Source organism: Mycobacteroides sp. H001 (assembly GCF_001440005.1).
Lineage (GTDB): Bacteria > Actinomycetota > Actinomycetes > Mycobacteriales > Mycobacteriaceae > Mycobacterium > Mycobacterium gwanakae.
Map to the genome: position 1 here is coordinate 52,580 of NZ_LJYH01000035.1, position 19,540 is coordinate 72,119.

The window sequence follows — 19,540 nt, forward strand, 5'->3', positions numbered from 1 at the left end:
TCTACTTCGGGCCGGCTGCGGCCTTGGTGAGCTGTCCTGAGATGGATTCCAGTGCCTGGGTGAGGCTTTGGAAAGGGATTTCGGGGTCGCGTTCGTGGTAGATGGCCGCGACGATGATCGGCAGGGTGACCGCCGCTTCAGGATATTTCGTGACGTCCATGCGGGCTGTCGCGTCCTCGACGGGGGTGCCCTGGTCGTAGAGACGGTTCGCTTGCTCGTGTAAATCTGACCAGAACGCGATGCCGCGATCGATGGCCGCGTCGATCTCGCCCCCGACCAGCACTGGACCATGACCGGGCACAACGGTTTTGGCGCCAAAGGCGCGGATACGCTCCAGCGCGGCGATCCAGTTGGGGATCGAACCCGACCAGACGACTTTCACGATGCCGTGGGTCAGTAGGTCACCGGAGAAAAGCACCTTGTGTTCGGGGAGGAAGGCGATCGCGTCTCCGACGGTGTGGGCCGGACCGAGCTCGTGCAACTCGACGTCGAGCTTGCCCACCCGAAGCGCCCTCTCGCCCGAGAAAGTGGTGTCCGCGGGACGGACGCGTACTTCATCGAAGCGGAAGGGCTTGGCCAGTGGGGCCAACACGTGCATATCTGATGACGGGTCGGCGCTGCCGCCCAGGAGCTCGGCGGTCAGATCGGCGTGCTCTTGCACCATGAGCGCACTGGCGGCTTCGGTGGCGATGATCTCGACATCGTTGGCGAATACCTGGTTACCGAAGAAGTGGTCGCCGTCGGTGTGCGTGTTGAATACGTATCGCACCGGGGCGCTGGCGGTGTGCTGCCCGAACGCATCACGCATCTCCTGCGCGTGCCGCACATCGTAAAGGGTGTCCACGACCAGTGATTCGCCATCGCTGACCACCAGACCCGCGTTGGCGAGCCCGAAACCCTCGTCGCCGGAGAGGAAAACGTGTGCGCCTCCGCCGAGTTGGACGAGTCCCTTGTGGAACGCACAGTCCTGTGTCATATCAGTTCCTGCCCTTCTTCTGCACGCAATGTGTTCGTGGCGGTCGTGAGGATGTCCTGCGTCGCATCCTCGCCGTCGGCGGTGATGCCCAGCGTCTTGAGGAAGAGTGCTGTCATCACGTAATGCCCGGTGAGCAAAACGATTTCGGCGATTTCGTTGTCTGAGTAGAACTTCTGGACGGCGTCGGTATTTGCGGGTGGGCCCGCGATCCCGGCAAGGAGTTCGTCGACGAAACCGATGAGCGCAGCGAGGCGCTCATCGCCGAACGAGTCTGCTCCGGACACCACCGCGTCGATCACCCCGGTCGGCACTCCGACTCGCTGTGCCTCGGGAGCATGGTGGTGTATCTCGTACTGCGCGCGCGTGACCGCTCCGACCCGCAAGATGACCAATTCTCTGGTCTCGGGGGACAATCCGCCGTCCCTGAAGGAGAGGCCCAGTGTGAGATAGGGCTTGGCACTGTTTTTCGTCATCACCAGGCCCCGGGTCAGATTGGCGGGGAACAGCTCGAATGCTTCCCGTTGCGCGGGGCTCAAATCGGCCACCGTCGGTAGAACGACGCTCATGGATTTCCTTTCCTCGGGCAGTCCTGGCGAGGGCCGTGCAATAAGAAACGGATCGTATCTTGTATGGATCGATCGTATCACGCGTAAGATACGCAACGTGTCTACCGGAGGCGTGAAGGAAAGCGCAGAAACGTCGCCGGCCGATGGCGGCACACGGCGGCGCGACGAAGCGCTGATGTCGGCAATCCGCGACGCGACGTATGCGGAGCTGAAGGAGCACGGATACTCCGGGGTCACTTTTGAGGGGGTGGCCCGTCGAGCCAAGACCAGCAAGCCGGTGCTGTACCGCCGTTACCGATCACGCGCGCACATGGTCGCCGACGCGCTGCCGACACTGCGATACCCACCTACCCGGCTCGCGTCGGCCAGCTCCCTGCGTGAAGACGTATTGGCACTGTTGGGGGCCTTGCTCCGGGAGCTGCAGCGCATCGGGATTGGGAACTATCGCTGCCTATTGGCGGAGGCCGACGACGAGTTGGCCGAAGAAATGACCACGGCAATTGCCGGATGGGTCGACCAAACGGTGCTGCAGGCATTGGCCGAGGCCCGCGAGCGCGGTGAGATCGGCGCAGAAGACATCCCATTGCCTGTTGCGACAAGCATTCTCGCGCTCATGCGCCATGAGTTGTTTTTCGCCCGCAAGCAGTTTGACGACGACAAGCTCGCGGAGCTGTTCGACACCATCTATCTGCCGTTGATCAATCTCACGTCGCGTCGCGGCTAAAAAGCAGCTTCGCTCGTTTCAGTCGTGTGTGTCCGAGGGAGGACTTAGCCACCTACGACACGGGTCGAGGTCTTCGACCTGGGCAAATAGAACCACTATGTAAAGGGTTTCGGAAGTTTTAGAAGTAGTGGCCGACAGGTCGACGTTCGTGGGATCTCAATGGAGGGGTTAGCCACCTTGCGACACGAGTCGAGGTATCGCAGATCTGGTCATCGGCCGACCGCCCGGTGCTGCCCCCGTATCCAGCACTGCGGGCTCCTGTAACTAGATATTCTGGAAAGCTAGGGTCGAGGAGGTAACGGAGCCGTGATCAGGGATGAGTTTGGCGGGCTTATCGGCATGTGGTGCGCACCGCAGCCGGAGATCGCAGCGTCGGACCTGGGCGATTCTCAGAGCTGATGGAGTCGCCGACGTCCACTTCCCAAGATGATCCCGAAGAATCGGGCATGGCTGCGCTGGCGGAAAATGTTGAGACTTCACGTGCAGCGTTCGCTGAGTCGCTTGCGTTGTTGTTCGTCTGCGCCGGGAAGCCGCCCCTGAAAAAGGTGGTAGCCTTGGCCACCACAGTGCAGCAGCGCCGTTCTCCCGGCGCACCGCCAGTAACTATCCAGCGTGTCAGTGACTGGCGTCGCGGCCGACGACTCCCGCAACGGTTCGAGTCGATTGATGCTGTGCTTCAACCCTTGATCACCGAAGCACGAAAACGGACCCCCGCCCCCCCTGCAGTCGGCTTGTACACCCTTGAGTACTGGAAAAGGTTGTGGACCGATGCGCGCGAGACTGCTAGCGCCCCGGCCACTGCCGAAGTGGTAGTCGAGTCCGCGGCATGTCCATATCAGGGCCTAGCGCCGTTCCGCTCGGCTGACAGCTCTCGCTTCTACGGCCGCCACCGTGCCGTCGACAACCTCGTCGGTCTCCTAACGAGAACAGACCCAGGCGAGCCGGGGATTTTCATCCTGACCAGCCCCTCAGGTGCGGGGAAGTCCTCCGTGCTGTCGGCTGGACTGATCCCCGCGGCCCGGTCCGGGGCGCTAGACCCTCAAGCATCGGGGACACAGCCGAGAGACAACGCCGGGTGTGCCACTGCTTTATTGACGCCGGGCGATGATCCGGTTGCGGCACTTCGGCAGCTGCTAGGGCGCGCCGATGTACAGGCCCGCGCGGACAGAGGCCAACTACTGGTCGTGGTCGACCAGTTCGAGGAACTCTTCACCCTCGGCGTACCCAGAGCCGATGTGGCACAATTTATTACAACGCTCCACCAGATATGCCAGCCGTCGACGCTGACCGGGCGGGCTGCGGTAGTGATCGCAGGTGTGCGATCAGATGTGCTGGGTCGCTGCGTCGAGTTCCCGGAGCTTGCCAGCGCGTTGCAGTCCCGCTGCATGGTGCTTGAACCCATGACCTCTGTGGAGCTCCGCGAAGCAGTCGTGCAGCCAGCAGCCGGCGCGGGGCTGCGTATCGAACCGGGGCTGGTTGATTTGATCCTGACCGATGTCGGCGTCGGCCAGGGTGAAGACGCACCCGGGCGGCTTCCGCTGCTGTCCCACGTGCTGGCCGGCACCTGGTCGCGGAGGCGCGTAGGACAATTGACGGTCGCCGGCTATCGGGCCGCCGGTGGTGTGCGCGGCTCGGTGGCTGAGACGGGGGAGCGGGCCTGGGATCGCCTCGACGATCGGCAACGGCGCGTCGCGCGCGGTGTCTTGATGCGTCTGGTCAGCATCGGAGATCCAGGACGTGACAGCTGCCGGCGCCTACCACGCCAAACTCTGGTCGACAGCACCTCCGAACCTGAAGTTGCCGAGGAAGTTTTAGAGGTCTTATCGGCGGCACGGCTGCTGACAATCGCCGATGATGAGGTGACCTTCACTCACGAAGTTGTCTTGCGCGCGTGGCCGCGGCTGGCGCAGTGGGTCGAGGCTGACAGAGAGTATGCGACCATCCGTCAACGGGCTGAAGATGACGCGGCCGCATGGAAGGACCACGACTACGATCCGTCCTTCCTGCAATCGGGTGTGCGGCTAGAAAACACGTTGGTGTGGCTGTCCGTCGATGACGACGCCAGTCCTGCGGCAACGGCGTTCGCGGCTGCCTCAAGTGTACGAAAGCGGCAGCTGATGCTGCTGGCACGCACTGCGGTGATTGGTCTGGTGGTGCTGACCGTGGTGGCCTCCATCGCCGCAGTGATCGCTGCGCGTTCGCGCGGCGCCATTGGCCGCCAGTATGCCGATGCACTGTTTCGACAGGTCCTATCCGTTGCCGACCAACGCGTGGTCAATGATCCCGCACTGTCCGCCCAGCTGATGCTTGTCGCCCGCAGAATGCGACCCGATGACCAGCAGGTCCGCCTGCGGATCCAAGCCACGCAAAACATGCCATTGGCAACACCTTTGGTGGGACACAAGGGTGCGGCATACACAGTGGTGTTCACTCCGGATGGCAAGCTGTTGGCCTCGGCCAGCGACGACGGCACCGTACGGCTATGGGATACCTCAGAGCCGAGCAGCCCCTCACCGAGCGGGCCACCGCTGACCGGTCACACCAGTTTTGTTACCGCTGTCGCGTTCAGCCCTGATGGCAAAACACTGGCTTCAACCAGCGGGGACGGCACCCTGAGATTGTGGAATGTGTCGAATCCCACTGATGTTCACCAACGTTCGACACCATTGCCTACTGGCGGAACCGCCTACATGGCGGCCTTCAGTCCGGATGGTCGCACGTTAGCCACAGCGGACGATGACCGCACCGTTCAATTGTGGGATGTGGCCAACCCAGACGAACCCCGCGCTGGCGCCCGCTTGACCGGGCACGCCGGTCCCGTGCGCTCTGTCACGTTTAGCGCCGACGGGAAACTCCTCGCCTCGGCCAGTAACGATAAGACCGTTCGCCTGTGGGACGTCACCGATCCGGCACGGCCAGTACCAGCGGGGCCGCCGCTGGGCGGATTCACCAATATCGCCCACGCTGTCGCGTTCAACCCCGCCAGTACCGTGCTGGCCGCCAGCGGCGAAGACGGTGTTCTACGCATGTGGAACGTGGCAGACCCCGCACACCCACAAGCCCTCGGTGACCCACTGCCCGCACACACCGAAGCATCATGGTCGCTGCAATTCAGCACCGACGGAGCGATGCTGGCATCGGCCGGATATGACGGCACCGCCAAGTTGTGGAACGTACTGGACCCCGCGCACCCAGTGCTGCTAGGGCAACCGTTGGTAGACGGCGGGGGATTGACGTCAGTCGCCTTCAGCCCCGACGGCCACCACCTAGCGACCTCGGGAACATCCGGAATACCCCAATTATGGACGCTGCCAACCGGACTGATCCCGAACCGCTTCGGGCGCGTGAACGCGCCATCGTTGAGTGCTGACGGTGCCGTCATGGTCACCGCCTCCGAAAACCTCGTCCAACTGTGGAACAACAATGGCCACCTGACCCGGGCCGGCATGCTGCACCTACCCGACAACAGCGCCGGCGGCTACGAATATCAAGCCGAAATTCACCCCGGCGGCCGACTATTGGCCACCGAATTAAGCTCCGCGCCAACGACACTGTGGGACATCAGCGACATCGCGCATCCCATCAAGCTCGCCGAATTACCTAACGCCACCAAGTACACCAACGTCGTCGCGTTTAGCCCAGATCGGCGCACAATGGCCACCGCCGCCACCGACGACACAGTTCAACTCTGGGACATCGCCAACCCCAGACAACCGCAACGCCTTTCGGAGCCACTACGCGGATTCGCCGGCATCGTCAACGCCATCACCTTCACCTCAGATGGTGCATATCTGATCGCAGGCGGCACCGACCGAACCATCCGAACCTGGAGCATCAGCGACCCGCGCCGACCCGTTGCCTCACAAACCGCGCTCACAGGACACACCGCCGCAGTCGAGTCTCTCAACATCAGCCCCGACGGCAAAACACTCGTTAGTGGCGGCCAAGACCAAACCCTGCGACTCTGGGACATCGCCAACCCCTTGCGCCCGGCACCCCTAGGAGATCCGCTCCCCACCGGCAGTAGCGGCGCCCAGGCATCTTTCAGTGCCGCCGGAAACACCTTGGCAAGTGGTACAGACAACGGCACCGTCTTACTCTGGGACGTTACCAACAGATCCAGACCTACCCTGATCGGCGACTCACTGACCCCAGAACAAGGCGCATCCCGATCGCGAGTGACATTCGCCCCCGACACACGCCTGTACGTCGCAAGCCGCGACGGCGCTCTGCGATTGTGGAACCTCAACGCCGACAACGCGGCCCGTCGAATCTGCGAAAGCACACGAGGCGCGCTCAATGAGCAGCGCTGGAAACAAACCCTACCCTCATTACCGTATGAGCCGCCGTGTCCGCTGTAGCGGCATCACTGCCTCTATTAGGAAATGTATGCCCACCATCTCGATCTTGACCCCTGCGCAGAACGTGCGGCGCTCGTTTGTTATCGAAGCCGGTCACAGCATTGCCGCCCAGCTTCTTCCCGACGGGTGGACCCTGGAATGGGTAGTGCAAGAAGACGGTGAACAACCGGGCCTTGGCGATGAGGTCGCTGCGTTTCCGTTCGCCCGATATGAGCCCAATAACCAGCAGCTCGGAGAAGGTCAGACCCGTAATCTGGCCCTGACCCGGGCTTTAGGTGAACTTGTCCACGTTCTAGACTCTGATGATCTGCTGCTGCCGGACGCGATGGCCACCGCAATCAACGCGTTCGGCCAGTACCCGCAGATCCACTGGGTCGCGGCTCAAGGTGACGACTTGCTCGCTGATGGGAGCCGGGTGTCGTTCCAGCTGCCCATCGAAATCGGGCTCGTCCAACCGGGCATGGTCGGCAACTACCTCTGCCACAACCACCCCGACTCCTTCCTACCGATACACACCGCAGGACTGACCGTCCGAACCGCTACTGCACGCGCTCTCGGAGGCTGGGGCGGTTACCCGCGCGGCGCTGATGTCTACCTGCTGGCCGCACTCGTGGAACTCACCACAGGATACGTGCCATCCGTCGTAACCTGGCTTTACCGCAAACATCCTGGACAAGTAACCGCGACGCTTGACTGGGACGAAGTCAGCCGCCAAGTCGCCATCCAACGCATCACGGCGATCCGCGAACTCGGCGTCAATCTCCGCTAAAACAGCCCGGCCAACCTGCTGGTTACGGTGTCCGTGCCAACCGGTGTAGATGCGCGCCCAATACCTGCCCAGCCCATATCGGAGCGGCGGATCGGGGCTGGGACGGTGCGCCACGACCCGTGTAAGTAAGGCCTTGGCTGGTCGAAATGAACAAGGCAAAAAGTTACCAACACCGCCGTGAAGCGCACCTGGTCGCAGACCCCTACCAGTGCCTAACGCGCGCAGATTAAGAAGTCTGGTGCCATAGCTCAGCACTCAGATTATCCGCGCGCGGAAAACCGATCTGTGCCTTCTGGCATCGAAATATGGTGCAACTCGGCCCCATTCTGGTTGCTTTGGCCCTGTTGCCGCTGATTGCATTGCTGTATGCATCTTCTCGTGCCATCGGCGTTTCGATGGCGGAGTACTCCATGGGTGCTACTCACGGCTGCCAACGCTGGACATCAGGATCGGCAGCGTGATTGTCGGTCACTGCGAGGGCAGCCGATGGTCGCTGTTTCAGGCTCCGAACCTGGCGCCGAAAACGGGGGAGGTGGTTACGGTGATCGTCGAGGGGTCGGTCACCGTAACCACACGTACTTCGGCGCCCGGCCAGATCGCCTGCGCTGGATGTTGCGCGCGGAGCTCAAATCGGCCGGGCCCCCAGACTCCTCCCGTGAAATCAGCACTCCAGTTAACTACCGGTTCGCAGAGGGTATCCGATCTTTTGACCAGAGACGCTGATCGCGGGCTCCGACATTATGAGAAATCCAGCTAAGGAAAAGACGATCACTGTCATCGGCCTTGATGAGTGTGACGTTCTCGGATGCTCCAACTTCGCGGACATCATCCTCGAGACTGTCAATCATGACCGATTCTGCACTGCATGTATAGAAGCGGCGCACACCGTCGCCAACTCCGAAGCAGTACCGCCGAAATGGTGGAAGGTGATCGTCCCACCGGAGTATCAGCTGAAAAAGAACTCGGTCACATTCCTGGTACGGCGACTGATCGCGTGATGGCCGTGCGCGCTGCCAACGTGGGCGCCTTCACTGCCAACCACCACTCGTGAGGAAATCATCTGCGGGAAGTGGCAAGCAGTGAATCCCCATCTGCGCCAGCGACGCCAACGTCGACGGGGCACCGATGACCAAACTCAATGGATTAACCACAAACTCGTAATCCCAACAGCTTCCGAAGATGACCTTGTTGATCTTGGCTTGGGGTCGCGAGAGGCTGGAGTCGCGAGAGCTGCTACAAGACAGTCAGAGACCTGCAGCTCATGTTTTCTGTAGGCGTATGGGAAGGATTGTGGTTTTGATCGCGTCGGCCCGCTCGCTGATCAGGCTCATGCGTGTTTGCCATTCAATCTGCTCGTAATGGGGTGCCTTCGCGCTTTCTTGGCCCGGCCATTTTCTGTAGAGGAGCCCGACTTCCGGGTGAAAGTAGCCAGCGCTCACCACACTTGCGGCAATTAGCATTCCGGTGTCGTCTGACCCCGGCACCGCCATCCATCCGCCGAGTGCGGTCACAAGCTCCCGGCGAACGCACATGGTCGCAGGGTGTACGGGCAGACGGTAGTTGTGCGATCGCCAGTGTTCGAGAACGCTGCCCGGCGCTATACGTCCGGCCGGAGGATCGTTATCGAATCCGGCCGTGGAACCGTCTGAAAGTAGGTCAAGCACTCTCGACGTGGTCCATCCGATATCGCGGTTAGCCATCAGCACTCGAATATCGCGCTCGACCACTCCCGCGGTGAGAACGTCGTCCTGATCGAGGTCCTTGATGAAGGCCCCGCGTGATCGCCCTAGCCCGAGGTTGCGGGTGATCGCGACACCGTTGTGACGCCCAGTGCCGAATTTGATCCAGTCCTCGCCAGGCAGGATTTTCTCCGCAATACCGGTGTCGCCGTCTTCTTGGACGATCCATTCCAAGCTCCAGCCAGCTGGGACAACTTGTGTTCGCACTGAGTCGTACGCGGCCATCAGGAACTCTGCCTCGGGCCTATAGACCGCGGTGATGATGGAGATCAGGGACATGACCAGTCCTACTGTTTAGGCTCTGTCCTTCTCGGCTGCTACCTGGAGCAGAGGCTTGGCAACGTTGTTGGCCGAGTCTATCTATAAATATGACTGCACCGACTTGGTATCTGCTTCGGGCAAAGGTTCGAAGTGAGAAACCGTGGGACCGTTCGGAACCTTAAGAACCACAGATGCTTACGGGCGGGGTCTTGGTCAACGCTTGTGCGGCAGGGGGACGGAACTTGAATGCGATACGCACGAGCCAGTGGCGGATTGTCGCGCTGAGCCAGGTAGGGGTTTGTGGAGGCGATCAGCGATGAAATACCGAGGTATTCGGTGTGTAGCTTGGTATTCACGTCTCCGCGTGCGCCGGTCAGGAGCTTTGTCGGCCAGCAACAGCAATCTCGGCATTCTTCAAACCGGATCTCTTCGAACAGTTCAGCTACAGTGAGCAACGTGGGGAGCTGATCAACCCCATAGGTCCGGTCCCGCGATCCCCCCCCCATTGCGGGACCGGACCGCCTGAATCTGCCCAGTTGAAGGCGCGCCTGGACTACCGCGTCGATTACGTGCCTTTGCCCGCCAAGAAGCGCTTGCGTGCCGACCTCCGTGTTCACGGCGAAATGGTCGAGGAGCTTGGCGGCGGTACTTGGGGAGGCAACCGGGGCAGAACGCGCCGAGGTGCACGCAAAGCTTGGGCCTGCGACTCGATTACGACTCGCCTAACCAGCGAGCCACGGCGACTGCCGACCTGAGTCGTGTCGCCGGACGTGTCCGAGGGGGGACTTGAACCCCCACGCCCGTTAATAGGGCACTAGCACCTCAAGCTAGCGCGTCTGCCATTCCGCCACTCGGACCTCTTGCTCCAGTTTGGGCACGTAGGCGGAATTTCCGCGCTGTGCTCAAACCAAGTGCGGGCACTATGGCCCGTGGTTGCCGTCATAGGCTAGCGGAAACCCTGCACAAGGCCCAAACCGGTTGCCTACGCCCGGTGTGCAGCGTCCGACGATGGTAGGAAAGGTAGTTGTGACTTCTGTGAAACCGGCGCCCGAGGACGAGGTCGTCGAACTGGTCAGCACGCTGATCCGTTTCGACACCTCCAACACCGGAGAGCTGGAGACCACCAAGGGCGAGGCCGAATGCGCGCGGTGGATCCAGCAGCAGCTGGAAGAGGTCGGCTACACCTGTGAGTACGTCGAGGCGGGCGCGCCCGGCCGTGGAAACCTCTTCGCGCGGCTGGCCGGGGCCGACAGGGAGCGCGGCGCTCTGCTCATCCACGGTCATTTGGACGTGGTTCCGGCCGAGGCTGCCGATTGGAGCGTGCACCCGTTCTCCGGCGCGGTGACCGACGGCTATGTGTGGGGACGCGGCGCAGTCGACATGAAGGACATGGTCGGCATGATGGTGGCCATCGCCCGCGACTTCAAACGATCCGGGACGGTTCCGCCGCGCGACCTAGTGTGGGCCTTCGTCTCGGATGAGGAGAACGGTGGCAAGTGGGGCTCTCAATGGCTCGTCGACAATCGCCCCGACCTGTTCGAGGGTGTCACCGAGGCCATCGGAGAGGTGGGCGGCTTCTCGCTCACCGTGCCACGCAAGGAAGGTGGTGAGCGGCGCCTGTACCTGCTGGAGACAGCGGAGAAGGGCATCGCGTGGATGAGGTTGACCGCCAAGGCGCGGGCCGGCCACGGCTCCATGGTGCATGAGGACAACGCCGTTACAGCAGTCGCCGAAGCTGTCGCCAAGCTTGGTCGGCATCGGTTCCCGCTGGTGTTGGCCGAAGCGGTCACGCAGTTCCTTGCCGCGGTCGCCGAGGAGACCGGTTACGACTTCGACCCGGACTCACCGGATCTGGAGGGTACCGTCGCCAAGCTGGGCTCGATCGGCAAGATTGTCGGCGCGACCCTGCGTGATACCGCCAACCCGACCATGCTCAAGGCCGGCTACAAGGCGAATGTCATTCCGGCGACCGCCGAGGCCGTCATCGATTGCCGGGTGCTGCCCGGACGGCTGGAGGCCTTCGAGCGTGAGGTCGACGAGATCATCGGGCCCGACGTCGAACGCGAATGGGTGCAGTTGCTTCCTGCCTATGAGACGACGTTCGACGGCGACCTTGTCGATGCGATGAATGCCGCAGTGCTCGAATTCGATCCTGAGGCCCGCACGGTGCCGTACATGCTTTCCGGCGGTACTGATGCAAAGGCATTCGCCCGGTTGGGTATTCGATGCTTCGGTTTCGCGCCGCTGAAGCTGCCGCCCGAACTGGATTTCGCTTCGTTGTTCCACGGTGTCGACGAGCGCGTGCCGGTCGACGCATTGACTTTCGGTACCAAGGTTCTTCAGCACTTCCTGCTCAACCACTGATCACGACCGATTGAAAGGACGCCCAGATGGCCTCTCCGTACGACTCCTTGCCGCAGCTGCCGACCTTCACCCTGACATCTGCCAGCGTCACCGATGGACAGCCACTCAGCATCGAGCAGGTGAGCGGAATCATGGGCGCTGGGGGACAGGACGTCTCGCCCGAGCTGAGCTGGTCCGGATTCCCCGAGGAAACGCAGAGCTTCGCCGTCACGGTGTACGACCCCGACGCCCCCACCGGTTCAGGTTTTTGGCACTGGGCGGTGGCGAACCTGCCCGCCACGACGACGCAGCTGCCCGCAGGCGTGGGCAACGGAAGCGACTTGCCGGGGGATGCGATCACGTTGGCCAATGACGCGAGCCTCAAGCGGTACATCGGTGCGGCACCGCCCGCCGGTCATGGCCCGCACCGGTATTACATCGCCGTGCATGCCGTGGGCGTGCCGAAGCTGGAGCTGCCGGAGAGTGCCACCCCGGCGTATCTCGGCTTCAACCTGTTTGGGCATGCGATCGCCCGCGCCGTCATTCACGGCACCTACGAGCAGCACTAGCTGCTTCGCGGGGTGCGGCTAGGAGGCGGAGCCAACCGCCTCGTGCAGGCTGCCGAACCCGCCGTCGCGCAGGTGTTGGGCGATCCCGTCGTGAATCCGCTTGGCGTAGAAGCCACCCCGGTAGATGAAACCGGTGTAACCCTGCAGTAGCGAGGCCCCGGCGGTGATCCGTGCCCAGGCGTCGTCGGCATCCTCGATGCCGCCGACGCTGATCAGCACCAGACGGTCTCCCACTCGCCGGTGTAGCCGTCGCAGCACTTCGATGGATCGGGTGGCCACCGGTGGCCCGGAAACGCCGCCGGCGCCCAGGCCTTCGACACCCGGCGTCTTCAAGCCTGCGCGGCTGATGGTGGTGTTGGTGGCGACGATCCCGGCCAGGCCCAGTTCCGCTGCTAGATCTGCGATCTCGTCGATATCGGCATCGGAGAGATCGGGGGCGATCTTCACGAGCACCGGGGTGGTGGTCTCCTCCAGCACCGCCGAAAGGATCTTGCGCAGCTCGCCGATGGCTTGCAGGTCGCGTAGCCCAGGGGTGTTGGGGGAGCTCACGTTGACCACCAGGAAGTCGGCGGCGGGCCCCACCAATCGTGCGCTGACCCGGTAGTCCGAGGATGCGAAGGCGGCCTCCACGATCTTCGATTTGCCGATGTTGGCGCCGATGGGCACCGAGGCCTTTCGCGTCGCCAACCGGGGCGCGAGTGCCGCCGCACCGTGGTTGTTGAAGCCCATCCGATTGAGCAGGCCACGGTCGGCGGAGAGCCGGAACAGCCGGGGCTTCGGATTGCCCGGTTGGGCGATCGCGGTCACCGTGCCCACCTCGGCATAGCCGAAGCCGAGCGGACCCCACACCTTGAGACCCTCTCCGTCCTTGTCGAATCCCGCGGCCAAACCCAAGGGGGCGGGGAAGTGGACCCCGAACACCTCGCTGGCCAGGATGGGATCGGACGGCGCGCACAGCCGGTTCATCAGCCGGCGCGTCGGAGCGAAGGCCGCCGCGGCACGCAACGCTGCGAACACCAGGGTATGTACACGTTCGGGCGGCACCACGAAAAACAGCCGCAACAGGATGGAGTACAGCATCACATCACCGGGGCCGTGAACGGTCCGCCAACCACGTTGTCGCGTATCTTCTTGCGGCGCAATAGGACTCGACGACTTCCGTCGGTATAGAGCCGCACCCGGGTCAGCTCCCAGCCGCCGAACTCGGCCTGAATCGAGAGCCGGAGCGATGCGGTGATCCTGGTGATTTCCGGAGGCAGCCGCAGGGGGTAGTAGTCGTACTCGTCATCGGGTTCACTCTCCCAGCCCGAGGGAAAGCTGCTGCGCGCGGCGCGGCTCATGCCGCGTTCCTGATATCGATCGCCTGTAACCCATCGCCCGCGCCGGATGCCACAAACAGCGTGGATCCGTCGCTGACCAGTGAATTAGGTTGCCGCACAGTCGCGAATCGGGCCCTTTCCTCGGGGATGCCGGTAGATAAATCGTAGCCAATAACCGTGTTGGACGCCGTCTGCGACACCCAGATGAGCTTGGGGGAGTAGGTCAGCCCGTAGGGGGCGCCGGGAACCGGGTAGCGCTGGCGCAGGATGAGCGAATCGGCGAGCCCGAACACCAGCAGAGCGCCGCCGCGGGTATCGGCCACCAACAGACGCCCCTTGTCGTCGGCGAGCATTGTTGTCGCCCCCTCGCCTGCCCGGAGGGCATGCGCGGTGCCGTCCCCGGCTTGGGTCAGGGTGGTTACCGAGCTCTGCGCGCGGTCTAGCACGGCGACGGTGTTGCCTTGGTAGGCAAGGGAATCGATATGGGCGAAGCCCTTTGCGCGAGCGGCCACCCGGTTCTGGGCATCGAGGGTGTAGACCGAGCCGTTGGTGCTGCCCAGCACGATCCGGCCGTCGGGACGACGGGTGATGGCCGAGAACTCGGTCGCTCCGTCGCCCGGGATGTCGATCTTGTCCACGCGTCCCGAGGCGATGTTGACGGTGAAGTAGCCGCCCGCGGTGGCCAGGTACAGCGTGCCGTGGTCATCGCCAACGGCGGCGGTTGCCGGCGAGGGCAGCGCGACCGTGTGACGGGGTGCATCGAGGTTGTCTCGAGTGAACAAGGTCACTGTCCGGCCGTCTTCGGTCAGAACTGACACCGTGTTGGTCGACGTGTCGAACAACACGGCGCGGGATCGGCCGGTGAATCGGTGCACCGTTCCGGCCGGTGCCGTGCCAACGGGGGGTGACTGTGCTGCGGAGGCCGGGGTGATGACGGCTGGATCGGCGGGATTGCCGGCATCATCGCCAGATGAGCAGCCCGATACGGCACCCGTGACCACCGTGATGACGGCCGTTAGCGCGGCGACAGTGCCCCTTATACCGCGCATGGCGCGGCCCGGTAGATGATTCATTGCGTCCATCATCGCAATCGACCTGGGGTTGCCGGCCAGGAGATGACTTTCTCGGCGCGTTCGGTGCTAGCAGTCGGTAGCTGGGGGCTATCGTGAGGGCTATGACGCTTGCCGACAGTCCGGTCTTCACCGTCGAGGTCCTCGTGACGGGCGTGCACGCGAATGGATTTGGTGAGGTGGGCGATGGTCGTAGCTTCGCTTTCCGCATCGAGGATTCGTTGCTGCGTGTCGAAATCTACCGGGCCTTCCTTACCGAGCTGGTTCCCGATGACAGTGATGTGGTGGCAGTGGGAACCCGTCCGATCACCGATATCGATGTCACCGATGAACGCAGCATCATCGCGGCGGTGCGTGATCTGGTCGCTGACGCGCAGCCATTGAGCATCAGCCGCCTCGCCCGGCTGCTGGCCGGCTAGGGCGATTCGCCGGCGCGTCCAGTACGGTCGCTGTCGTGGATTCGGCAGTGGCGGCAATGTCCTGGTTGCAAGTGATCGTGCTCGCGGTGGTCCAGGGACTCACCGAATTTCTGCCGATCTCATCGTCGGGCCATCTGGCCATCGTGTCGCGAGTGTTTTTCAGTGACGATGCGGGTGCGTCCTTCACCGCGGTGACCCAGTTGGGTACCGAGGCGGCGGTTTTGCTCTATTTTGCCAAAGATATCTGGCGCATCCTTCGTGCCTGGTTTGACGGACTGTTCGTCAAGGCGCACAGAACCTTTGACTACTGGATGGGCTGGTACGTGATCGTCGGCACCATGCCCATCGGAGTGCTGGGCCTGGCGTTCAAGGATCAAATTCGTTCCGGTGCAAGGAATTTGTGGCTTATCTCGGCTTCGCTCATCGTCTTCGCGCTGGTCATCGCCGCCGCCGAATACTATGGGCGTCAGGTGCGCCACACCGAGCAATTGACCATGAAAGACGCCGTGATCGTCGGCAGCGCACAGGCATTGGCGCTCATACCCGGCGTCTCCCGGTCGGGCGCCACGATCAGTGCGGGGCTGTTCCTCGGGCTGGACAGGCCGGCCTCCGCTCGATTCGGATTCTTGCTGGCGATACCTGCGGTGCTGGCCTCCGGGCTGTTCTCGCTACCGGACGCCTTCCATCCGGTGACCGAGGGCATGAGTGCGACGGGCCTGCAGTTACTGGTCGCCACCCTGATCGCGTTTGTCATCGGTTACGCGGCAGTCGCCTGGTTGCTGCGCTTCATCAGTAACCACAGCATGTACTGGTTCGTCGGATATCGCGTGGTGGTGGGCCTCACCGTGATGGGTCTGCTGGCCGCCGGGGTGGTGAGCGCATCGTGACGGTCATTCTCTTACGCCACGGGCGTTCCACCTCGAACGTCGCGCACACTCTCGCGGGCCGCAGCCCAGGGGTCGAGCTCGACGAGAAGGGTCAGGTCCAGGCGCGCGGCGTGGTCGACCGACTGGGCGCCGTGACGGTTCAGGCGATCATCACCTCACCGCTGCTGCGGTGCGAGCAGACCGTGGCGCCGCTGGCGGCGGCACTGAATCTGACGCCAACGGTCGAGGATCGGCTGGTGGAGGTGGATTACGGCGACTGGACCGGCCGCGAGATCAAGGAGCTGTTGTCCGAACCCTTGTGGAAGGTCGTCCAGCAGCAGCCCAGCGCCGCGCGGTTCCCGGGCGGCGAGGGGCTGGCCCAGGTTCAGGCACGGGCGGTGGCAGCTGTCCGTGAGCACGACCGCCGGCTATCGGAGGAGCATGGCGGTGACTGCGTCTGGGTGGCATGCACTCACGGAGATGTCATCAAGTCGGTGCTGGCCGATGCGCTCGGCACCCACCTGGATGCGTTCCAGCGCATCGTGGCCGATCCCGCGTCGATGAGCGTCGTGCGTTACACCGAGCTGCGGCCTTTTGTCGTGCACATGAACCACACCGGCCCCGACCTGTCCAGCGCCCTGAGCGCCGGGCCGCCCGCGAAGCCCGGCGGAGCGGCGTCCGATGCCCCGGTGGGCGGCACAACCGATTAGAACCCTTCGCACGAGGGGTTCATCGACCGGTAGTTTTGGAGACACCATGCCCCGATCGATTCATGTATTCCGCAGCCCGGACCGTTTCGTTGCCGGAACGGTTGGGGAGCCCGGGAATCGCACGTTTTATCTACAGGCCGTCCACGAGAGCCGGATCGTCAGCGTGATGCTGGAGAAGCAGCAGGTGTCGGTGCTGGCCGAGCGCATCGGAACGCTGCTGTCGGAGGTTCATCGCCGGTTCGGGACGGAGATCCCGCCCGAGCCCGATGTGGTCGAGGATCTCAACCCGTTGGTGATGCCCGTGGACGCGGAGTTCCGGGTCGGCACGATGGGGTTGGGCTGGGATGCCGAGGCCAACTCGGTGGTTGTCGAGCTGCTCGCGGTGAGCGAGCAGGAATTCGACGCCTCCGTGGTGCTCGACGATTCCGAGGACGGTCCGGATGCCGTTCGGGTGTTCCTCTCGCTGGAAGCGGCGCGCCAATTCGCGACACGCTCCACCAGAGTGGTTTCCGCGGGCCGCCCACCGTGTCCGCTGTGTGAGGAACCGCTCGACCCGGCCGGGCATATCTGCGTCCGCACCAACGGCTATCGCCGGGGGACGGTGCCCGGGGCGGCAGATGACGCCGAGTCCTGACGATGCGGGGCCCAGCGCTAGTCCCGAGGATCACGCCGCGATCTGCGATGGCGAACTCACCGTCATCGGCCGCATTCGCTCGGCGAGCAATGCCACCTTTCTGTGCGAGGTGCCGGGCACGTCGGGTGACAGCGTGCACTGTGTGTACAAACCGGTGCGGGGTGAGCGGCCGCTCTGGGATTTCCCGGACGGCACCCTGGCTGGTCGCGAGGTGGCGACGTACCTGATATCGGCCGCGTTGGGCTGGAATGTGGTGCCGTATACGGTTCTTCGAGATGGTCCGGCGGGCGTCGGCATGGTACAGCGATGGATCCACGAGCCGGAGCTGGCCGAGGGGGCGCTCGATCTGGTCGATATCTGTCTGCCGCAGGCGGTGCCGCAGGACTACTTGCCGATCCTGCGTGCACTGGACGCCGATGGCGCCGAGATCGTGCTGGTGCACGCTGATGACGCCTTGCTGCGCCGGATGGCCGTGTTCGACACCTTGGTGAACAACGCCGATCGCAAGGGCGGCCACATTCTGCGAGGTGCCGATGGTGGTGTCTACGGGGTCGATCATGGGATCTGTCTGCACGGCGAGGACAAGCTGCGGACCGTTCTGTGGGGTTGGGCGGGCAAGCCCGTGGAGCCGGAGTTGCTTGACGATGTGACTCGGCTGGAGGAGTCGTTGCGCGGCGATCTGGGGGCCGCGCTCGCGACCCACATCACCACGGCCGAGGTGACCGCGGTACGCCTACGCGCGGTGATGATGCTGAATGAACCGGTGATGCCGATGCCCGATCGCAACAGACCCATACCGTGGCCCGCCTTTTGATTGTCGATCGTCTAGCCTGGTCGGCAAGCATGATGTTCCGTGAAGGGACAGGCACAAGGGGGCGCTGACGTGACGGGACCGCGCGACCCGTATCAGCAGGGACCGGCCGGGCAGTGGGGTGCGCCGGAGGGCTCGACTCAGGGGTACTGGCAGGCTCCGCCGCCGACGGCTCCGTACGGTTATGCCCCGGCGGATTACCCGGACGATTCGATCCGTCGCCTCTATGACGGGGTACCGCAGAACTACGCGGTTCCCCCGATGTATCCCGGGCTTCCGGGGCAAGATCCCTTCGGATCGCAGAAGAAGTCCAGACCGTGGATTCTGATTGCCTCGATCGCGGGGGCGGTCGTCGTGGTGCTCGCAGTGGTGCTGGTCGTGATTCTCAACCGGGACAGTGATCCGCGTCAGTCGGTCAGTGCGCCGAGCACCACGGTGTCCTATGCGAACCCCGAATCACCCACGGCAGGTGGTGAACCCACCTATCAGACTCCGACCGCGCAGCCGCCCCGTACGCCGATGGCGCCGCCCCAGATGCCTGTGCCGCTCCCTGCGCCGACGGGCGCGCCCAAGGCTCCGGGGCAGGTCGCGGTGGTCGGCGACTGCATCGCGTTGGCCGCGCCGTCGGACTACAAGGCGGTTGCCTGTACGGATCCCAAGGCGGCCTGGCGTGTCATCGAGGTCGTCCCCGGCGGCAAGTGCAGGCAGACATATACCGGGTTCACGGCCGGTAATTTCTCGTATTGCATTGCGCCGCAACTGCGTATCGGCTCCTGTTATCAGACGGCTGTGGTGATGGGAAGCACCGTGTTCGTCGCTGCGGATTCCTGCCAGGCGCCGAAGGCGTTCATGGTGTTGTTCGTGATTCCCGGAACGAAGGAGTCCTCGCAATGCAAGGGCAAGCCCGGCGTCGTGCATTCCTTCGCGTTCCCTGATCCGCCGATGGCGATCTGTACGAGTGAATTCGCCCCGTGATCTTGAAATCTGGGATCGATCGACTTAAGGAAAAATGCACTCCACCAGGGCGAACGAGATCATAGGATCGTCTTCTCATCAGAGGGGACATCATGATCACAAACTTTCGCCGGTTTTGGGCTGCCGGAATTCTTGCTGCTTCACTTGTTGGAGCGGTCGGCTTTGCCGCGCCCGCACGTGCTGATGGCGAGGTCGAGTTTCTGCAGATGTTGAATGACACCACGCCGGGCACTGCGATTTTCGGTGGTGCTTCCGCTCGATACCTTGCCAGTGGATATCGCGCCTGTGATGCGTTGAGAGCGGGGTCCTCGAAGGAGGACGCGATCGCGGCCGCCACAGTGTTTCCGGGCATCCAACCTCGGTGGGAAGTGGCGTCGATCGTCGATATCGCTCCGAAGACCTTATGTCCCGACGTCAAGCACTGACGT

The 19,540-nt window shown here is 63.1% G+C and carries 19 protein-coding genes and 1 tRNA gene; 13 read left to right on the forward strand and 7 right to left on the reverse strand.

Annotation, left to right across the window (positions count from 1 at the left end; genetic code table 11):
* Position 1: 1 nt before the first annotated feature.
* Positions 2-976 (reverse strand): MBL fold metallo-hydrolase, encoded by a 975-nt coding sequence (locus tag AOT83_RS17500; RefSeq protein WP_057964677.1) that lies wholly within the window; start codon positions 974-976, stop codon positions 2-4.
* Positions 973-1,542 carry a carboxymuconolactone decarboxylase family protein gene (locus AOT83_RS17505; RefSeq protein WP_057964678.1) on the reverse strand — a complete coding sequence of 190 codons (570 nt, stop codon included), beginning with the start codon at positions 1,540-1,542 and terminating at the stop codon, positions 973-975. The genes AOT83_RS17500 and AOT83_RS17505 overlap by 4 nt, the downstream gene beginning before the upstream one ends.
* A gap of 175 nt (positions 1,543-1,717) precedes the next feature.
* Between AOT83_RS17505 and AOT83_RS17510 the strand changes: the two genes are divergently transcribed.
* The 4 genes from AOT83_RS17510 (at position 1,718) to AOT83_RS17525 (ending at position 8,394) form a co-directional block, all read left to right on the forward strand.
* On the forward strand, positions 1,718-2,266 hold the full coding sequence (locus AOT83_RS17510; RefSeq protein ID WP_057964754.1) for a TetR/AcrR family transcriptional regulator: 549 nt from the start codon (positions 1,718-1,720) through the stop codon (positions 2,264-2,266).
* 446 nt (positions 2,267-2,712) lie between these two features.
* On the forward strand, positions 2,713-6,627 hold the full coding sequence (locus AOT83_RS17515; RefSeq protein ID WP_070943077.1) for a PD40 domain-containing protein: 3,915 nt from the start codon (positions 2,713-2,715) through the stop codon (positions 6,625-6,627).
* A gap of 28 nt (positions 6,628-6,655) precedes the next feature.
* Positions 6,656-7,396, forward strand: coding sequence for a glycosyltransferase (locus tag AOT83_RS17520; RefSeq protein ID WP_057964680.1), 741 nt, complete (start codon positions 6,656-6,658; stop codon positions 7,394-7,396).
* Between the two features lie 740 nt (positions 7,397-8,136).
* Positions 8,137-8,394, forward strand: a complete 258-nt coding sequence (locus tag AOT83_RS17525) for a hypothetical protein (protein ID WP_057964681.1) — start codon at positions 8,137-8,139, stop codon at positions 8,392-8,394.
* Positions 8,395-8,655: 261 nt separating this feature from the next.
* On the opposite strand, the gene AOT83_RS17530 is transcribed toward AOT83_RS17525, so the two are convergent.
* Both AOT83_RS17530 and AOT83_RS17535 read right to left on the reverse strand, forming a co-directional pair.
* Positions 8,656-9,360, reverse strand: a complete 705-nt coding sequence (locus AOT83_RS17530; protein ID WP_199347705.1) for a glycosyltransferase family A protein — start codon at positions 9,358-9,360, stop codon at positions 8,656-8,658.
* 807 nt (positions 9,361-10,167) lie between these two features.
* Positions 10,168-10,253, reverse strand: a tRNA-Leu gene (locus AOT83_RS17535).
* A 178-nt stretch (positions 10,254-10,431) separates the two neighbouring features.
* On the opposite strand from AOT83_RS17535, the gene AOT83_RS17540 reads away from it, so the two are divergent.
* A complete protein-coding gene (locus AOT83_RS17540) occupies positions 10,432-11,760 on the forward strand; it encodes a M20/M25/M40 family metallo-hydrolase (protein ID WP_196328318.1) in 1,329 nt (442 codons plus the stop codon).
* Between the two features lie 26 nt (positions 11,761-11,786).
* Positions 11,787-12,308 (forward strand): YbhB/YbcL family Raf kinase inhibitor-like protein, encoded by a 522-nt coding sequence (locus AOT83_RS17545; RefSeq protein ID WP_057964684.1) that lies wholly within the window; start codon positions 11,787-11,789, stop codon positions 12,306-12,308.
* Positions 12,309-12,326: 18 nt separating this feature from the next.
* Here the strand turns inward: AOT83_RS17545 and AOT83_RS17550 are convergent, their stop codons facing one another.
* Genes AOT83_RS17550 through AOT83_RS17560 form a run of 3 tightly spaced genes read right to left on the reverse strand, consistent with a single transcriptional unit; the run spans position 12,327 to position 14,712 of the window.
* Positions 12,327-13,388 carry a quinone-dependent dihydroorotate dehydrogenase gene (locus AOT83_RS17550; RefSeq protein WP_057964685.1) on the reverse strand — a complete coding sequence of 354 codons (1,062 nt, stop codon included), beginning with the start codon at positions 13,386-13,388 and terminating at the stop codon, positions 12,327-12,329.
* A complete protein-coding gene (locus tag AOT83_RS17555) occupies positions 13,388-13,648 on the reverse strand; it encodes a DUF5703 family protein (RefSeq protein ID WP_057964686.1) in 261 nt (86 codons plus the stop codon). The genes AOT83_RS17550 and AOT83_RS17555 overlap by 1 nt, the downstream gene beginning before the upstream one ends.
* Positions 13,645-14,712 carry a hypothetical protein gene (locus tag AOT83_RS17560; protein ID WP_057964687.1) on the reverse strand — a complete coding sequence of 356 codons (1,068 nt, stop codon included), beginning with the start codon at positions 14,710-14,712 and terminating at the stop codon, positions 13,645-13,647. The genes AOT83_RS17555 and AOT83_RS17560 overlap by 4 nt, the downstream gene beginning before the upstream one ends.
* A gap of 89 nt (positions 14,713-14,801) precedes the next feature.
* On the opposite strand from AOT83_RS17560, the gene AOT83_RS17565 reads away from it, so the two are divergent.
* From AOT83_RS17565 to AOT83_RS17595, 7 genes are all read left to right on the forward strand, one after another.
* Positions 14,802-15,116 (forward strand): hypothetical protein, encoded by a 315-nt coding sequence (locus AOT83_RS17565; protein WP_057964688.1) that lies wholly within the window; start codon positions 14,802-14,804, stop codon positions 15,114-15,116.
* Positions 15,117-15,172: 56 nt separating this feature from the next.
* On the forward strand, positions 15,173-16,003 hold the full coding sequence (locus tag AOT83_RS17570; RefSeq protein ID WP_030095539.1) for an undecaprenyl-diphosphate phosphatase: 831 nt from the start codon (positions 15,173-15,175) through the stop codon (positions 16,001-16,003).
* Complete coding sequence (locus AOT83_RS17575; protein ID WP_057964689.1) at positions 16,000-16,692, forward strand: histidine phosphatase family protein; 693 nt, start codon at positions 16,000-16,002, stop codon at positions 16,690-16,692. Before AOT83_RS17570 ends, AOT83_RS17575 begins: the two co-directional genes overlap by 4 nt.
* Positions 16,693-16,738: 46 nt before the next feature.
* Positions 16,739-17,326, forward strand: coding sequence for a DUF3090 domain-containing protein (locus AOT83_RS17580; protein WP_057964690.1), 588 nt, complete (start codon positions 16,739-16,741; stop codon positions 17,324-17,326).
* A complete protein-coding gene (locus AOT83_RS17585) occupies positions 17,310-18,140 on the forward strand; it encodes an SCO1664 family protein (protein WP_057964691.1) in 831 nt (276 codons plus the stop codon). The genes AOT83_RS17580 and AOT83_RS17585 overlap by 17 nt, the downstream gene beginning before the upstream one ends.
* 69 nt (positions 18,141-18,209) lie before the next feature.
* Positions 18,210-19,112 (forward strand): hypothetical protein, encoded by a 903-nt coding sequence (locus tag AOT83_RS17590; RefSeq protein ID WP_057964692.1) that lies wholly within the window; start codon positions 18,210-18,212, stop codon positions 19,110-19,112.
* A 92-nt stretch (positions 19,113-19,204) separates the two neighbouring features.
* The gene (locus AOT83_RS17595; RefSeq protein WP_046253444.1) at positions 19,205-19,537 is read left to right on the forward strand and encodes a DUF732 domain-containing protein; all 333 of its coding nucleotides are present in this window, start codon (positions 19,205-19,207) and stop codon (positions 19,535-19,537) included.
* The last annotated feature ends 3 nt before the right edge of the window (positions 19,538-19,540 follow it).

Excerpts from the sequence above, each read along its gene's own strand:
- AOT83_RS17500 (WP_057964677.1), bottom strand. The coding sequence starts at position 976 with ATGACACAGGACTGTGCGTTCCACAAGGGACTCGTCCAACTCGGCGGA.
- AOT83_RS17505 (WP_057964678.1), bottom strand. The coding sequence starts at position 1,542 with ATGAGCGTCGTTCTACCGACGGTGGCCGATTTGAGCCCCGCGCAACGG.
- AOT83_RS17510 (WP_057964754.1), top strand. The coding sequence starts at position 1,718 with ATGTCGGCAATCCGCGACGCGACGTATGCGGAGCTGAAGGAGCACGGA.
- AOT83_RS17515 (WP_070943077.1), top strand. The coding sequence starts at position 2,713 with ATGGCTGCGCTGGCGGAAAATGTTGAGACTTCACGTGCAGCGTTCGCT.
- AOT83_RS17520 (WP_057964680.1), top strand. The coding sequence starts at position 6,656 with ATGCCCACCATCTCGATCTTGACCCCTGCGCAGAACGTGCGGCGCTCG.
- AOT83_RS17525 (WP_057964681.1), top strand. The coding sequence starts at position 8,137 with ATGAGAAATCCAGCTAAGGAAAAGACGATCACTGTCATCGGCCTTGAT.
- AOT83_RS17530 (WP_199347705.1), bottom strand. The coding sequence starts at position 9,360 with ATGGCCGCGTACGACTCAGTGCGAACACAAGTTGTCCCAGCTGGCTGG.
- AOT83_RS17545 (WP_057964684.1), top strand. The coding sequence starts at position 11,787 with ATGGCCTCTCCGTACGACTCCTTGCCGCAGCTGCCGACCTTCACCCTG.
- AOT83_RS17550 (WP_057964685.1), bottom strand. The coding sequence starts at position 13,388 with ATGCTGTACTCCATCCTGTTGCGGCTGTTTTTCGTGGTGCCGCCCGAA.
- AOT83_RS17555 (WP_057964686.1), bottom strand. The coding sequence starts at position 13,648 with ATGAGCCGCGCCGCGCGCAGCAGCTTTCCCTCGGGCTGGGAGAGTGAA.
- AOT83_RS17560 (WP_057964687.1), bottom strand. The coding sequence starts at position 14,712 with ATGATGGACGCAATGAATCATCTACCGGGCCGCGCCATGCGCGGTATA.
- AOT83_RS17565 (WP_057964688.1), top strand. The coding sequence starts at position 14,802 with ATGACGCTTGCCGACAGTCCGGTCTTCACCGTCGAGGTCCTCGTGACG.
- AOT83_RS17570 (WP_030095539.1), top strand. The coding sequence starts at position 15,173 with ATGTCCTGGTTGCAAGTGATCGTGCTCGCGGTGGTCCAGGGACTCACC.
- AOT83_RS17580 (WP_057964690.1), top strand. The coding sequence starts at position 16,739 with ATGCCCCGATCGATTCATGTATTCCGCAGCCCGGACCGTTTCGTTGCC.
- AOT83_RS17585 (WP_057964691.1), top strand. The coding sequence starts at position 17,310 with ATGACGCCGAGTCCTGACGATGCGGGGCCCAGCGCTAGTCCCGAGGAT.
- AOT83_RS17595 (WP_046253444.1), top strand. The coding sequence starts at position 19,205 with ATGATCACAAACTTTCGCCGGTTTTGGGCTGCCGGAATTCTTGCTGCT.